This is a genomic window from Hydrogenophaga sp. ZJX-1 (genome assembly GCF_048590325.1).
Classification (GTDB): domain Bacteria; phylum Pseudomonadota; class Gammaproteobacteria; order Burkholderiales; family Burkholderiaceae_C; genus Hydrogenophaga.
The window spans coordinates 131,955-145,740 of record NZ_JBMBRA010000003.1; the positions used below are offsets into that span (position 1 = coordinate 131,955).

The following is a 13,786-nucleotide window of genomic DNA, read 5'->3' on the forward strand; positions in this document are numbered from 1 at the left end:
CTGCGGTCGTGCGTGGGAAATTTTCACACGCATTCAACCACCACCCTTCAGGAGAAAACCATGCGCACTTTCAACAAGTCCACCCTCGCCACCCTGATTGCCGCCATGGCACTGGGTCTCGCATCCAGTGCTGTCCTGGCCAGAGACGGGGACTCCGGCAGCGGCAAGAACCGCAGCGGTTCTTCATCGAGCAGTTCCAGCGATTCCTCGGGCGACAGCAGTGGCCGCGGCCGTGGCCGGGGTGGTGACGATGGCGGCAGCTCGTCGTCCTCGTCCTCGAACGGTTCGTCCGGCGACAGCGGCCGCGGGCGCGGCCGGGGTCGCGGCGGCGATGATGGTGGCAACGCCGGCAGTTCCTCGTCCAGCGGTTCCTCGTCTTCCAGCAACTCGGGCAGCGGACGCCGCGGTCGCGGCGCCGATGACGGCCCGAACCACCACGCCGACGGTCACATCAGCGGTCGCGACCGGCCCCGTGGCGTGGAAGACAACGGCGTGGACGCGCCGGACGACAGCGATGGTCGCGTGGGTCGCCGCGGCCGTGGCGCCGACGACGTGAACGATGCACCGGACGACAGCGACGGTCGCTTGAGCCGCCGCGGTGGCATGGACGACGTCTTCCAGAACTGATCCCCGTAGCGGGCGTGTGCGCCCCGCTCAGCGGTAGCTGGCCAGATGGATGCTGGTCTCCGTGCCGCGGATGCCGCTGATCAGGCGCACACGCTCCAGCACGTCAGACAGTTCCTTCATCGAGCCCACCTCCAGCTCGGCCAGCAGGTCCCAGCGGCCATTGGTGTCGTGCAGGGCGGCCACACCCGGCTCGCCCAGCAGGCTGGCGATCACCAGCCGGGTCTGGTTGCCCTCGACCTGCACACTCATCCAGGCGCGGATGCGCTCGGGCTGCGACTCGGGCCGCAGGCGCACGGTGTAACCCACGATCACCTGCGTGTCTTCGAGCTTGCGCAGCCGGTTGGTGACGGTGCCGCGCGAGACCTTGAGCTTGTGCGCGAGGTCGGCCACGGAGAGCCTGGCGTCCTGCCGCAACAGGGCAATGAGTTGCTGGTCGAGCTGGTCCATGGTCAAAACGCCAATCGAGGTTGCCGAATTGGCTGATTTTCTGCCATTTCTCTACTTTGTTGCCGATTTTCATTGTCTCTGCCCAGCGGCAAACTTCAAGAACCGGTTGGCGGATGCCTGTCCGCTCCGTTTTCCGCACCACAAGAGACGACCATGAAGAACACCGCACTCACCCAATTCCGTGACACGGGCACCCTGTACCTGAGCGCACCCGAAGCCGCCGAGCTGGTCCGCCGCCTCGGCCTGCCGCACTGCCTGCAGCACATAGCACAACACATCCACGCCGACTTCCTGCGCTGGGCCGATTTCGACAAGACCGCCCGCGTGGCCGCGCACTCGAAAGACGGCGTGATCGAGCTCATGCCCGTGGCCGACGACCACCGCTACAGCTTCAAGTACGTCAACGGCCATCCCGGCAACACGCGCTTCGGCATGTCCACGGTGATGGCCTTCGGCGTGCTCGCCGACGTGGACACCGGCGCCCCGCTGTTCCTGAGCGAACTCACGCTCACCACCGCGCTGCGCACCGCCGCCATGTCGGCCCTGGCCGCCCAGACCCTGGCCCGGCCCGACAGCCGCGTGATGGCCCTCATCGGCAACGGCGCGCAGAGCGAGTTCCAGGCCCTGGCCTTCCAGCACCTGGTGGGCATCACCAGCCTGCGCGTGTACGACGTGGACCCCGCCGCCAGCGTCAAGCTGGTGGCCAACCTGCAAGGCAGTGGCCTGCAGATCACGGTGTGCCAGAGCACGGCCGAAGCGGTCAAGGGCGCGGACATCGTGACCACCGTCACCGCCGACAAGGCCATGGCCCTGATCCTCACGCCCGGGATGATGGAGCCCGGCATGCACCTCAACGCCGTGGGCGGCGACTGCCCGGGCAAGACCGAACTGCACGGCGACATCCTCGACGCGGCCAAGGTGTTCGTGGAATACGAGCCACAGTCGCGCATCGAAGGCGAGATCCAGCACCAGCCCGCCGACTTCGCCGTCACCGAACTCTGGCAGGTGCTGCGCGGCGAGCGCGCCGGGCGCGACAGCGCGGATCAGGTCACCGTGTTCGATTCGGTGGGTTTCGCGCTCGAAGACTTTTCCGCCCTGCGCTTCATGATGGACAGCGCGGTCCGGCTGGGCATGGGCGAGCGCATCGCGCTGATCCCGCAGCTGGCCGATCCGAAGAACCTGTTTGGACTGCTGGCTGCACCGGCTTCTGTGGCCGATCAGCTGGTGCAGATCGCCGCGACCGCGCGCGCCTGATCAGCTCTCAGTCGTCGTCGTCCAGCTCGGCATTCCAGCCCATGGCCTTGGCGCGCTCCACCGCCGTCGCGTGGATGCGTGCGTGGCGCTCGGCCAGCTCGGGTGGCAGGCGGCTGGGCAACTGGCCGTAAGGCTCCCAGGCCTTGTGCACTGCCTCGAAAAGGTTCGACAGGTCGCCCGCGTTCTTGCCGCCAAAGCCATCGCCTTCGGGCAGCAATCCAAACACCCAGGCGTCGCGGATGATGCGCCCGGTCATGGTCATGCCATGGTGTTCTTCGTGGTCGATGCCGGCGTAGCTCTGGGTACGGCTGTGAATCATGCTCATGGTCTGTTCCTGGTTATCGGGTCAGGCCAGCATAGAGCACCGGCAACTTCTCGGGCAGTTTTTCCACCTTGTCCACCACCAGGTAGTTGCGTTCGCCGAAGATGCGGCGCACGTACTGGTCGGCGCGCGGGTCCAGGCTCATGCAGTAGGTCATGACGCCGTTGCGTCCGGCCTCTTCCACCGCTTTCTTGGTGTCGTGGCGCAGGTACTGCGGGTCGCGCACGTCCACGTCGGCCGGCTCGCCGTCGGTGATGACGAGCAGCAGCTTCTTGCTGCTGCGCTGCGCCTTGAGCGCCGCCGCCGCGTGGCGGATGGCCGCGCCCATGCGGGTGGACAGCTGCCCCTCCATGCCGGCCAGGCGCGCCTTGGCGGTGTCGTCGTAGGGCTGGTCAAAGTCCTTGAAGCGCCAGTAGTTCACGTCGTGCCGGCCGTCGGAGCAGAAGCCGTGGATGGCGAACGGGTCGCCCACCTTCTGGATCGCGTCGGCCAGCAGCGCGCAGGCGGATCGTGTGAGTTCAAGCACCGTGTGGTCCTGGCCCGCCACCTTGTCGTTCGTCGATTGCGACAGGTCGAGCAGCACCAGCACCGAGATGTCGCGCGTTTTGCGCACGCTGCGCATCATGATGCGCGGGTCGGGCTGGCGGCCCATTCGCAGATCGGTGAGCGAGGCCAGCGCGGCGTTGAGGTCGATCTCGTCGCCGTCCTCGAGCTTGCGGATGCGCTGCACGCCCTGTGGCTGCATGGCGTCGAGGATGTATTTCATGCGGCCGATCAGGCGCCGGTGTTCGGTGAGGATGCCGTCGATCACCGCCACGTCGCCCGCCTTGGGGCGGCGCTCCTGCACCGTGGCCCAGGCCGGGCGTTCGAGCTGGATCATGTGGTCCCACTCGCCATAGTGCACCGGCGGCAGCACCGGTTCGCGCCCTTCGCTTTCATTGAAGGACACGCCCAGGTCTTCGTAGGGGAAGAGCTCGGTGCCCAGCACCCAGATTTCCTGCGCGTCGTCGCCCGCGCCTTCCACCTCCAGCTCGTTGACGAACTCCATCAGGTTGACCTGCTTGCGCAGTTGCTGCGGCGGCTCGTAGCCGGCGGCCATCGATCGCTCGAAGTCGAAACCGTCGAAGGCCCAGAAGTAGCGGTTGTCGTCGCGGTAGGCAGCCGTCTGCAGGTCCGTGCGCGGCTGGTAGCTCGGGCCTTGCGTGAGTTCGCGGTAGCTGTGCGCCAGCTGCACGCCGATCTCCCACGACACGGTGTTGTCGTGGGGCCCGGTTTGCATGCGGGGCAACGCCTCGGCCAGCAGGGCGCGGCCTTGGGCGATCCAGGGGTGGGCGTCTTCGAAGGCTGGATCGAGCAGCGCGCGCGCCAGGCGGTTGAGCCAGTCACCGGCCGTGGCTTGCTGGGTGGCATGCACGGTGTGCAACTGCGCCCAGAGCGGGCGCATGCCGGGAAAGCGCGCGAGCGTGAGCGCCTCGACCCGCGCGTCTTCCACCAGACCGATCAGCGCCATCTGCCACGGGCTCAGCGACTCGGCCGAGATCGGCTGGCGCGTGAACACCACGTGCGCGGCGGCGTGCGTGGCGGCGGCGCGGTAGAGCTGTATGGCATCCACCGGACCGGCGTTGCCGTCCACCGCGTCGTAGGCGTCGGGCAGGTGGATGAAGTAGTCCTCGATGAAAGGGCGGTAGCCCTCGCGCGATTCGTAGTCGCCGGCCGTGGGCCGCATGAAGAAGTCGCGGCCCCAGAGCGCGCGCAGGTACATGTTGATGCGCCGTTGCACGTCCACCAGCAGCGTGCCCTTGCGCTCCTTCTGCAACATGGCCAGCGACTCTTTGGACTGCAGGCCGAAGTAGGCGACCTGCTCTTCATAGTTCGTGCGGTGCGCCTGCGCCCCCCAGGTGGCCCAGCGCCGCAGACCGCCCAGCGTGAGCTGGCCGAACAGCGCGTCGAGCTGACCCAGCATGGGACGCAGCCCGCGCGGCGCCTGCGCCACCAGGGTGTTGAGGAACTGCAGGTACTGCATGAACAGCGCGCCATCGGCCAGGCGACGCGCGGCGGTGGGCGCGGTGGCCAGCACCAGTTCGATCACCGAACCCGAGGTCTTGGACGCGAGCATGAGCGCGGTGGTGGCGAGTTCACCGACCACGTCCTCGCCGATCTCCTGCGCCACCTGCGGTGCGCCGTCGATCCAGGCGTCCACCAGTTCGTGGCCACGGCCCAGACCGCGCAACGCAGCGGCGCCTTTGACGTAGTTGTCCAGCCCACGCGCCGAAAACACCTTGGTCGCGTCCGGCCAGCTGCGCTCCAGCAGTTCGCGCGATGCGGGCTCCAGCTGGTCGGTCCACTCGGCGTGGTCGTGGAGGTGGACGCTCATGGCTCGTCAGAAAAACGTGGCTACCGCAGCGTCCAGCGCATCGCGCATGTCCGGGTCGTCGGTGATCGGGCGCACCAGGGCCACGCGGCAGGCGGCCTGGGCGGCCACATCCTTGGCGATCAGGCTGCCCGCGTAGATCAGCATGCGGGTGGAGATGCCTTCGTCCAGGCCATGACCCTTGAGGTTGCGCGCACGCTCGGCGATGCCAACGAGCTTGCCCGCGGTGTCGAGGCTCACGCCGGTTTCGTGCGCGACGATCTCGGCCTCGATGTCGTGTTCGGGGTAGTTGAAATCCAGCGCACCGAAGCGCTGCTTGGTGGACTGCTTGAGGTCCTTCATCAGGCTCTGGTAGCCCGGGTTGTAGGAGATGACGATCTGGAAGTCTGGATGGGCCCTGACCAGTTCGCCCTTTTTCTCCAGCGGCAGCACGCGGCGGTTGTCGGTCAGCGGATGGATGACCACGGTGGTGTCCTGCCGGGCTTCGACAACTTCGTCGAGGTAGCAGATGGCGCCATAACGCGCGGCCATGGCCAGCGGACCGTCCTGCCAGCGCGTGCCCTGCGCGTCAAGCAAGAAGCGGCCGACCAGATCGCTCGCCGTCATGTCTTCGTTGCAGGCCACGGTAATCAACGGCTTGTCGAGCTTCCACGCCATGTATTCGACGAAGCGGGTCTTGCCGCAGCCGGTCGGGCCCTTGAGCATCATGGGCATGCGCACCGAATACGCAGCCTCGTACAGCTCGACCTCGTCGGCCACCGGGCGGTAGTAGGGTTGCTGGACGACGCGGTAGGCGTCGAGGTTGTCGCTCATGTTCGTCTCCACAGACCTTGCACTCGTTGCATTGTTGCGTTGGCCTGCACCGCATGGTGCGGGGCGGCCAACTCCGTTCGTGTCCTCCGACGGCCTGCGGCCGTCTCCCCCTTTACCTCACTGCGTCGACCACCCCGCACCACGCTCAAGGGCGCTCCAGGAAGAAACGCCATCGAGCGTCCGGAGCGCGTGTCTCGGTTCAGAGATGCCGTGGAACCGGCTTGGCCGGGCCACAGGCATCGTCCCCCCTTCCAGAGGGGAAGCCGCGCAGTGGCGCAGGGGGGTTACACCGTCTTCCCGCGGAAGATGACCATGCTCGCGCCTTGCGACTGCTTGAAGTTGTCATAGCCGATCAGGCGGATGTGGTTCTCCGGGTTGGCCTGGCGGCAGGCTTCGCACTCGGCGAGCACCTTGTCCACGTCGGTTTCGCCGAACATGGGCAGCTTCCACATGTACCAGTAGGAGTCCATCAGGTACTTGGGTTCGGTGTGTTCGATCGCCGGGTTCAAACCCTTCTTCACCAAGTATTCCACCTGCTTGCGGATTTCTTCGGTGCTCATGGCCGGCAGGTAGGAGAAGGTCTCGAACTTGCGGCTGGCGGGATCGGAGAGGCGGCTGTTGTAGTCCTGCATGCTCATGGTGTGTGTCCTTTCAATGCTGTTGCTGTGATCACTTGTGGGCGATGTCGAGCTTGTCCACGGTGTCGAATTCGAACTTGATCTCTTTCCAGGTTTCCATGGCGATCTTGAGCTCGGGCGAGTGCTTGGCCGCGTCGGACAACACCGCCTTGCCTTCCTTCTCCACCGCCACGCCTTCGTTGCGCGCCTTGACGCAGGCTTCCAGCGCGACGCGGTTGGCGGCGGCGCCAGCGGCGTTGCCCCAGGGGTGGCCGAGCGTGCCACCACCGAACTGCAGCACCGAGTCGTCACCGAAGATGTTGACCAGCGCAGGCATGTGCCAGACGTGGATGCCGCCAGAGGCGACCGGCAGCACACCGGGCATGGAGCCGAAGTCCTGGTCGAAGAAGATGCCGCGGCTGCGGTCTTCCTTGATGAACTCGTCGCGCATGATGTCGATCCAGCCCAGCGTGGAGGCGCGGTCGCCTTCGAGCTTGCCCACCACGGTGCCGGAGTGCAGGTGGTCGCCGCCGGAGAGGCGCAGCACCTTGGTCAGCACGCGGAAGTGGATGCCGTGGTGCGGGTTGCGGTCGAGCACGGCGTGCATGGCGCGGTGGATGTGCAGCAGCATGCCGTTGTCGCGGCACCAGTTCGCCAGACCCGTGTTGGCGCACAGGCCACCGGTCAGGTAGTCGTGCATGATGATCGGCGAGCCGAGTTCTTTCGCGTACTCGGCGCGCTTGTACATCTCTTCGGGCGTGGGCGCGGTCACGTTCAGGTAGTGGCCCTTGCGCTCGCCGGTCTCGCGCTCGGCCTTCTCGATGGCTTCCTGCACGAAGTCGAATCGCTGGCGCCAGCGCATGAAGGGCTGGCTGTTGACGTTCTCGTCGTCCTTGGTGAAGTCCAGGCCACCGCGCAGGCACTCGTACACCGCGCGGCCGTAGTTCTTGCCCGACAGACCCAGCTTGGGCTTGATGGTGCAGCCCAGCAGCGGACGACCGTACTTGTTCATGATGTCGCGCTCGACCTGGATGCCGTGGGGCGGGCCACCGCAGGTCTTCACATACGCGATCGGGAAGCGGATGTCTTCCAGGCGCAGGGCGCGCAGGGCCTTGAAGCCGAACACGTTGCCCACCAGCGAGGTCAGCACGTTGACGACGGAGCCTTCTTCGAACAGGTCGATCGGGTAGGCCACGAAAGCGTAGAAGCAGGTGTCGTCGCCGGGCACGTCTTCGATGCGGTAGGCGCGGCCCTTGTAGTAATCGAGATCGGTCAGCAGGTCGGTCCAGACCGTGGTCCAGGTGCCGGTGGACGATTCGGCGGCCACGGCGGCGGCCACTTCTTCACGGTCCACGCCGGCCTGCGGCGTGATCTTGAAACACGCGAGGATGTCGGTGTCTTTGGGGGTGTAGTGGGGTTCCCAGTACGTGCTGCGGTATTCCTTGACACCGGCGCTGTAGGTTTTCGTAGCCATTGCGTGTTGCTCCTTCTCGGGTGGTCGAACGTCTCACTGTGGTGCTCAAAGCGCCCGCGATGTACTTGAATGGGGCGTGATTGCTCTGAACTGGTGCAGATTGTTGGCCACCACAACAATAAATAAAAGTAAAATGTTTTTACTGTTACGTTAGATTTTTATCTATCAATTCCGGAGACTCGAATGAACCTGCGCCACGCCACCCTGCACCAGCTGCGCATCTTTCTGGCCGTGGCGCGCCACAACAGCTTCGCGCGCGCGGCCGAAGAACTGCACCTCTCGCCGCCCACGCTGTCGCTGCAGGTCAAGCAGCTCTCCGAAACGGTGGGCCAGCCGCTGTTCGAGCAGTTGGGGAAGAAGATCTTTCTCACCGCCACCGGCCAGACCCTGGCCGACGCCTGCGCCGACATCGAAACCCGCATGGAGCGCCTGTCGCAAGACCTGGCCGCGCTGCAGGGCGTGGAGCGCGGCAGTCTCAAACTCGCGATCCTCACCACGGTGAAGTACACCGTGCCCAAGCTGCTCGGCGGTTTCTGCGCGGCCCACCCCGGCATCGAGGTGGCCATGCTGGTGGGCAACCGCGAGAACCTGCTGCAGCGCCTGGCCGCCAACCAGGACGATCTCTACATCATGGGTCAGCCACCCGAGAGCATGGACGTGGTGAGCGAGAACTTTGCCGACAACCCGCTGGTGCTGGTGGCACCACCCGACCACCCGCTGGTGGGCCAAAAGAAGATCGCGCCCAGCCGGCTGAAGAACGAGCCCTTCATCCTGCGCGAACCCGGCTCGGGCACACGGCTCACGGCCGAAAAGTTTTTTGCCAGCCAGGGCGTGACGCTGAAGAACCGGCTGGAGGTCGGCAGCAACGAGGCCATCAAACAGACCGTGGCCGGCGGCCTGGGCCTGGCCGTGCTGTCGGCCACCACGGTGGTGTCAGAGCTGGCGCTGGGCGAGCTGGTGCTGCTGGATGTGGTGGGCTTTCCGCTGATCCGCCGCTGGCACGTGGTCTACCCGCGCGGCAAGCGCCTGTCGGCTGCGGCGCTGGCGTTCAAGGACTGGTTGTTCGAACACCGGACGGTGAGCCCCACCCAGCCCCCGGCCTGATAAGGCCGAGGCGGCCAGCGGGCACCTTAGGCCACCGCTTCTTCGCCTTCTGGCAGGCGCGATATCAAAACCTGATCGATGCGCCGGCCGTCGAGCACCAGCACCTCGAAGCGCCAGCCCGCGCAATCCACGTGCTGGTGCTGCTCCAGCAGATCGCCTTCCACGGTCTGCATCAAACCGGCCACCGTGTTGTAGCGGCCCTTGTCCTCGTCGGGCAGTTCCTCGATGTCCAGCCGCGCCTTGAGTTCGGCCACCGGCATGGCCCCGTCCACCAGCCAGGCACCGTCCTCGCGCTGCGTGGCCCAGGCGTCCAGCGCCTCGTGGGGCGAGAGTTCGCCGGTGATGGCTTCCAGCATGTCCAGCGGTGTGAGCAGCCCCTGCACCACGCCGTATTCGTCCACCACCAGCACCATGCGCGTGGAGCGCTCGCGGAACTGCTCCAGCAGCTCCATGCCCGAGAGCGTCTCGGGCACGAACACGGCCGGCTGCACGTGCCGCATGATCGGCTCGTTGTTGCCCTCGGCCTGCAGCGCCAGCATGCGCGGCAGGTGGATCACGCCAACCACGTCGGCGAGGCCGCCACGGCAGACCGGGTACCACGAATGACCGGTGGTCCAGGCCCGCTGCACCGCGTCGTCGATGGCGCTTTCCGCATCCAGCCACTCGATATCGGCGTGCGGCACCATGATGGAGGTGAGCTGGCGATCATCGAGCTGGAACACGTTGCGAACCATCTGGTGCTCGTGCTCCTCGATCAGCCCGGCGTCGACACCCTCTTCCAGGCTGGCGTTGATTTCTTCCTCGGTCACGTGCTGCACGGCGTTGGTGTCGACGCGCAGCAGCTTGAGCGTGCCCTGCGTCGTCACCGACAGCAGCAGCACGAAGGGGCGCGCGATTTTCGCCACCCAGGCCATGGGCCGCGAGACCCAGCGCGACACCGTTTCCGGGTACAGCTGGCCGATGCGCTTGGGCACCAGTTCGCCGAACACGATGGTGATGAAGGTGATCACCACCACCACCACCGCGGTGGCGCTCACGCTGGCCGTGGCCGCGGTCAGTCCCAGGCCCTGCAGCCACGCCGCCAGGTTATCGCTGAAGGCGGCTTCGCCAACGATGCCGTTGAGCATGCCGATGGAGGTGATGCCCACCTGCACCGAGGAGAGGAACTGGGTCGGGTTTTCGAGCAGTTTCAGCGCTGTCTGTGCGCCCTTGTCACCGGACTCTGCCATGGCCGACAGGCGGGCCTTGCGGCTGGAGGCCAGCGCCAGTTCCGACATGGCAAAGGCACCATTGAGCAGGGTGAGAAAGATGATTAAGAGGGTATCCATAATGGGCGCATGGCACTTTACATGATTGGCGACGTGCAGGGCTGCGACGAGGCCCTCGGACGTCTGATGGACGAAATCGGTTTTTCACCCAGCCGCGACACGCTGTACCTGCTGGGCGACCTGGTCAACCGCGGTCCGGATTCGCTGGCGGTGTTGCGCCGGCTGATGGCGCTTGAAGGTGCGGCGCATTGCCTGCTGGGCAACCACGACCTGCACCTGCTCGCCGTGGCGCAGGGCGTGCGCAAGCCGCACCGCAGCGATACCGTGGCCGACATCCTGAGCGCGCCCGATCGCAACCACCTGCTGGACTGGCTGCGCACACGCTCCATGGCGCTGCAGGCGCACGGCTGGCTGATGGTGCACGCGGGCGTGCTGCCGCAGTGGGACGCGGCGCAGACCCTGGCGCTGGCGGGCGAACTGGAGGCGGCGCTGCGCAGCGCGGACTGGGGCGTGTTCCTGCACGGCATGTACGGCAACCAGCCCGACTTCTGGAGCGATGGCCTGCGCGGCGCGGCGCGGCTGCGTGTGATCGTCAACGCGCTCACGCGGCTGCGCTTCTGTTCACCGCAGGGTGTGATGGAATTCGACACCAAGGACAGCGCGGACAGCGCACCGGCGGGCTTCATGCCGTGGTTCGAGGTGCCGGGGCGGCGCACCGAAGGCACGCCGGTGGCGTTCGGCCACTGGTCCACGCTGGACGCCGACGTGCAGCGCCCGGGTGTTCTTGCGCTGGACACGGGTTGTGTGTGGGGGGGGTGCCTGACGGCGGCGCGGCTGGGGGCGCAACCGGGCGAGGTCGAGCGCATCGCCGTGCGCTGCCCACAGACCCGCAAACCGGGCAAGGGCTGATTGATTCAGCTGTTGTCGGTCACAGGGGCCACCGGTGCGCTCTTGAACAGCGCCGGCACCTTCTTGCGGGTTTTGATGTTGGGCGACAGGCGGCTGGTGGGCTTCTGCGCGGCTTCCCAGGACGGCGTGGCCTCGGCGGCCAGGCTGGGCTCGTAGGGCTTGTCGAACAAGGGATCGGCAGGCGCACGGGGTGGGCGCACCGGGCGGCTGGACGGCGCGCGCGCCTCGCGCTCGGGACGGCTGCCGCGGCTCTCGCGGATTTCACGCGCTTCGCGCGCCGTGTCGGGCTGCTGCCAGGCGCGCTGGCCGTCGTTGAAGTGCCCGGCCGGACGCTTGTCCGCTTCGAGTTCCAGCGCTTCCAGCTCCAGCTTCTTGCCCAGCAGTTTTTCCAGATCGCCCATCAGGCGCGCATCGCGCGCACTGACAAACGACACCGCCAGACCCGAGGCCCCTGCGCGGCCGGTGCGGCCGATGCGGTGCACATAGTCTTCGGCGTTGAAGGGAATGTCGAAGTTGAACACCGCCGGCACGTCCTTGATGTCCAGGCCGCGTGCGGCCACATCGGTACACACCAGCAGGTCGACCGCGCCGCTCTTGAAGGCTTCGAGCGCCTTCAGGCGTTCGTCCTGGCTCTTGTCGCCGTGCAGGGCCGTGGTGTTCAGGCCCTCGCGCTCCAGCGAACGCGCCAGGCGCGCACAACCGAGCTTGCTGTTGACGAACACGAAGGCCTGCTTGATGCCGCGCTCGCGCAGGATCTGCTTGAGCGTACCGCGCTTGTCGTCGTCGTCGACGCGGTAGAAGTGCTGCTCGACGGTGGACGCGGTGGCGTTGGAGCGTGCGACCTCGATGGTCACCGGATCCTGCAGGTAGCTGTTGGCCAGGCGCTTGATCTCGGTCGAGAAGGTGGCCGAAAACAGCAACGTCGTGCGCTGCTTGGGCAGGAACGAGAGGATGCGCTGCAGGTCGGGCAGGAAGCCGATGTCGAGCATGCGGTCGGCCTCGTCGAGCACGACGTATTCGACCTGGTTCAACACACAGTTCTTGGCTTCGATGTGGTCCAGCAGACGCCCCGGCGTGGCCACCAGCACTTCAACGCCCTTTTTCAATTCGGCGGTCTGCGGCTTCATGTCCATGCCGCCGAACACCACGGTGCTGCGCAGGTTGGTGTACTTGGCGTAAAGCTTGACCTGTTCGGCCACCTGGTCGGCCAGCTCGCGCGTGGGCAACAGCACCAGCGCGCGCACCGGGTGGCGCGCGGGCGAGGTGGAGGTGTTGTCGTGCTTCATCATGCGCTGCAGCAGCGGCAGCGTGAAGGCAGCGGTCTTGCCGGTGCCCGTCTGGGCGGCGCCCATCACGTCACGTCCCTGCAGCACCACTGGGATGGCCTGAGCCTGGATCGGCGTCATGTTTTCGTAGCCCATTTCGGCCACGGCGCGCTCCAGAGAAGGAGAGAGGGAGAGTTGGGAGAAGGATAGGGTCATTTCAATGCGCGTTGCGTGTTCATGCGCGCTGGGAGGGCTTTAGCCCGCTATTGTCGCACTTTGGGCGTTTTTTACCCAGCCCGGACGGCGAAGCCCCGGGTAACACCCTCACGACACCGATCACCGGGTGACGTCAGATCTGCCGCGTGTTGAAGGTGTCGCAGGCCTTGACGCTGCCGGTTTCGAGCCCCTTGTGGAACCAGCGCTGACGCTGTTCGCTGCTGCCGTGGGTGAAGCTGTCGGGCACCACCTGCCCCTGGCTCTTGCGCTGGATGGCGTCGTCGCCGATCGCGGCGGCCGCGTTCAGCGCCTCTTCCACGTCACCCGGCTCCAGGATGGCGTTGCTCTTGTGGTTGTGGTGCGCCCAGATGCCGGCAAAGCAGTCGGCCTGCAGTTCCAGCCGCACGGACAGCGCGTTGTACTCGCGCTCGCTCACGCGTTGCCGGGACTGCTCCATCTGCTGGGTCAGGCCCATCAGGTTCTGCACGTGGTGGCCCACCTCGTGCGCGATCACATAGGCCTGCGCGAAGTCGCCGGGCGCGCCGAGCTGGCTGCGCAGCGTCTCGTAGAAGCTCAGGTCGATGTAGACCTTCTGGTCGCCCGGGCAATAAAACGGGCCCATGGCCGACTGGCCGGTGCCACAGGCCGTGGGCACAGCGCCACGGAACAGCACCAGACGGGGCTTCTGGTACTGCGAGCCACTCTGCTGGAAAACCGCCATCCACACATCTTCGGTACCACCCAGCACGGCGGCGACGAACTGGCCCATTTCGTCGGTCGGCCGGCCCGCCGGGGCCGATGCCGGCGCGCTCTGCGTCTGCGTGAGATCGCCCGCGCCGCCCAGGACACCGAGGATGGTCATCGGGTTGATGCCGAAGATCCAGCCGGCGAGCAGCGCGATCACGATGGTGCCCAGGCCGATGTTGCGTCCGCCGGTGCGCCGCCCCCCACCGCCGAACATGCCGCCCCCCGAAGAGGAGCGGCGGTCTTCAACCTGGTCCGACTGGCGGTTGTTTCCCCATTTCATGGTGCGTTCTCCTCGGGTCTGGCGACACAGCCGGACCCATTATGCAAAGCTCCAAACAAAAAAGCGCTGCCG

At 66.3% G+C, this 13,786-nt stretch carries 13 protein-coding genes; 4 read left to right on the forward strand and 9 right to left on the reverse strand.

The annotated features are described in order from the left end of the window. Positions 1–60 precede the first annotated feature (60 nt). The gene (locus ACN5W5_RS09445) at positions 61–627 is read left to right on the forward strand and encodes a hypothetical protein (protein WP_420048288.1); all 567 of its coding nucleotides are present in this window, start codon (positions 61–63) and stop codon (positions 625–627) included. 27 nt (positions 628–654) lie between these two features. On the opposite strand, the gene ACN5W5_RS09450 is transcribed toward ACN5W5_RS09445, so the two are convergent. Next, positions 655–1,074: an Lrp/AsnC family transcriptional regulator gene (locus ACN5W5_RS09450; protein WP_420048289.1), complete on the reverse strand. Its 420-nt coding sequence runs from the start codon at positions 1,072–1,074 to the stop codon at positions 655–657. Positions 1,075–1,227: 153 nt separating this feature from the next. On the opposite strand from ACN5W5_RS09450, the gene ACN5W5_RS09455 reads away from it, so the two are divergent. Beyond that, positions 1,228–2,328, forward strand: a complete 1,101-nt coding sequence (locus tag ACN5W5_RS09455; protein WP_420048290.1) for an ornithine cyclodeaminase — start codon at positions 1,228–1,230, stop codon at positions 2,326–2,328. Positions 2,329–2,335: 7 nt separating this feature from the next. On the opposite strand, the gene ACN5W5_RS09460 is transcribed toward ACN5W5_RS09455, so the two are convergent. From ACN5W5_RS09460 to ACN5W5_RS09480, 5 genes are all read right to left on the reverse strand, one after another. Further along, the gene (locus ACN5W5_RS09460) at positions 2,336–2,653 is read right to left on the reverse strand and encodes a hypothetical protein (protein ID WP_420048291.1); all 318 of its coding nucleotides are present in this window, start codon (positions 2,651–2,653) and stop codon (positions 2,336–2,338) included. Positions 2,654–2,666: 13 nt separating this feature from the next. After that, a complete protein-coding gene (locus ACN5W5_RS09465; protein ID WP_420048292.1) occupies positions 2,667–5,024 on the reverse strand; it encodes a nitric oxide reductase activation protein NorD in 2,358 nt (785 codons plus the stop codon). Between the two features lie 6 nt (positions 5,025–5,030). Beyond that, complete coding sequence (locus ACN5W5_RS09470; protein WP_420048293.1) at positions 5,031–5,834, reverse strand: CbbQ/NirQ/NorQ/GpvN family protein; 804 nt, start codon at positions 5,832–5,834, stop codon at positions 5,031–5,033. Positions 5,835–6,118: 284 nt separating this feature from the next. Further along, complete coding sequence (locus ACN5W5_RS09475) at positions 6,119–6,472, reverse strand: ribulose bisphosphate carboxylase small subunit (RefSeq protein WP_420048294.1); 354 nt, start codon at positions 6,470–6,472, stop codon at positions 6,119–6,121. A 31-nt stretch (positions 6,473–6,503) separates the two neighbouring features. After that, entirely contained in the window at positions 6,504–7,925 is a 1,422-nt protein-coding gene (locus tag ACN5W5_RS09480; RefSeq protein ID WP_420048295.1) for a form I ribulose bisphosphate carboxylase large subunit, read from the reverse strand. Between the two features lie 183 nt (positions 7,926–8,108). On the opposite strand from ACN5W5_RS09480, the gene ACN5W5_RS09485 reads away from it, so the two are divergent. Continuing rightward, positions 8,109–9,029, forward strand: coding sequence for a LysR family transcriptional regulator (locus tag ACN5W5_RS09485; RefSeq protein ID WP_420048296.1), 921 nt, complete (start codon positions 8,109–8,111; stop codon positions 9,027–9,029). Between the two features lie 26 nt (positions 9,030–9,055). Here ACN5W5_RS09485 and ACN5W5_RS09490 read toward each other — a convergent pair whose 3' ends face one another. Further along, entirely contained in the window at positions 9,056–10,357 is a 1,302-nt protein-coding gene (locus ACN5W5_RS09490) for a hemolysin family protein (protein WP_420048297.1), read from the reverse strand. 9 nt (positions 10,358–10,366) lie between these two features. On the opposite strand from ACN5W5_RS09490, the gene ACN5W5_RS09495 reads away from it, so the two are divergent. After that, positions 10,367–11,206 carry a symmetrical bis(5'-nucleosyl)-tetraphosphatase gene (locus tag ACN5W5_RS09495; protein WP_420048298.1) on the forward strand — a complete coding sequence of 280 codons (840 nt, stop codon included), beginning with the start codon at positions 10,367–10,369 and terminating at the stop codon, positions 11,204–11,206. Between the two features lie 5 nt (positions 11,207–11,211). On the opposite strand, the gene ACN5W5_RS09500 is transcribed toward ACN5W5_RS09495, so the two are convergent. Both ACN5W5_RS09500 and ACN5W5_RS09505 read right to left on the reverse strand, forming a co-directional pair. Continuing rightward, on the reverse strand, positions 11,212–12,687 hold the full coding sequence (locus tag ACN5W5_RS09500) for a DEAD/DEAH box helicase (RefSeq protein WP_420048299.1): 1,476 nt from the start codon (positions 12,685–12,687) through the stop codon (positions 11,212–11,214). 133 nt (positions 12,688–12,820) lie between these two features. Then, the gene (locus ACN5W5_RS09505; protein WP_420048300.1) at positions 12,821–13,714 is read right to left on the reverse strand and encodes a neutral zinc metallopeptidase; all 894 of its coding nucleotides are present in this window, start codon (positions 13,712–13,714) and stop codon (positions 12,821–12,823) included. Positions 13,715–13,786: the final 72 nt, after the last annotated feature.

Excerpts from the sequence above, each read along its gene's own strand:
- ACN5W5_RS09445 (WP_420048288.1), top strand. The coding sequence starts at position 61 with ATGCGCACTTTCAACAAGTCCACCCTCGCCACCCTGATTGCCGCCATG.
- ACN5W5_RS09450 (WP_420048289.1), bottom strand. The coding sequence starts at position 1,074 with ATGGACCAGCTCGACCAGCAACTCATTGCCCTGTTGCGGCAGGACGCC.
- ACN5W5_RS09455 (WP_420048290.1), top strand. The coding sequence starts at position 1,228 with ATGAAGAACACCGCACTCACCCAATTCCGTGACACGGGCACCCTGTAC.
- ACN5W5_RS09460 (WP_420048291.1), bottom strand. The coding sequence starts at position 2,653 with ATGAGCATGATTCACAGCCGTACCCAGAGCTACGCCGGCATCGACCAC.
- ACN5W5_RS09465 (WP_420048292.1), bottom strand. The coding sequence starts at position 5,024 with ATGAGCGTCCACCTCCACGACCACGCCGAGTGGACCGACCAGCTGGAG.
- ACN5W5_RS09470 (WP_420048293.1), bottom strand. The coding sequence starts at position 5,834 with ATGAGCGACAACCTCGACGCCTACCGCGTCGTCCAGCAACCCTACTAC.
- ACN5W5_RS09475 (WP_420048294.1), bottom strand. The coding sequence starts at position 6,472 with ATGAGCATGCAGGACTACAACAGCCGCCTCTCCGATCCCGCCAGCCGC.
- ACN5W5_RS09480 (WP_420048295.1), bottom strand. The coding sequence starts at position 7,925 with ATGGCTACGAAAACCTACAGCGCCGGTGTCAAGGAATACCGCAGCACG.
- ACN5W5_RS09485 (WP_420048296.1), top strand. The coding sequence starts at position 8,109 with ATGAACCTGCGCCACGCCACCCTGCACCAGCTGCGCATCTTTCTGGCC.
- ACN5W5_RS09490 (WP_420048297.1), bottom strand. The coding sequence starts at position 10,357 with ATGGATACCCTCTTAATCATCTTTCTCACCCTGCTCAATGGTGCCTTT.
- ACN5W5_RS09495 (WP_420048298.1), top strand. The coding sequence starts at position 10,367 with ATGGCACTTTACATGATTGGCGACGTGCAGGGCTGCGACGAGGCCCTC.
- ACN5W5_RS09500 (WP_420048299.1), bottom strand. The coding sequence starts at position 12,687 with ATGACCCTATCCTTCTCCCAACTCTCCCTCTCTCCTTCTCTGGAGCGC.
- ACN5W5_RS09505 (WP_420048300.1), bottom strand. The coding sequence starts at position 13,714 with ATGAAATGGGGAAACAACCGCCAGTCGGACCAGGTTGAAGACCGCCGC.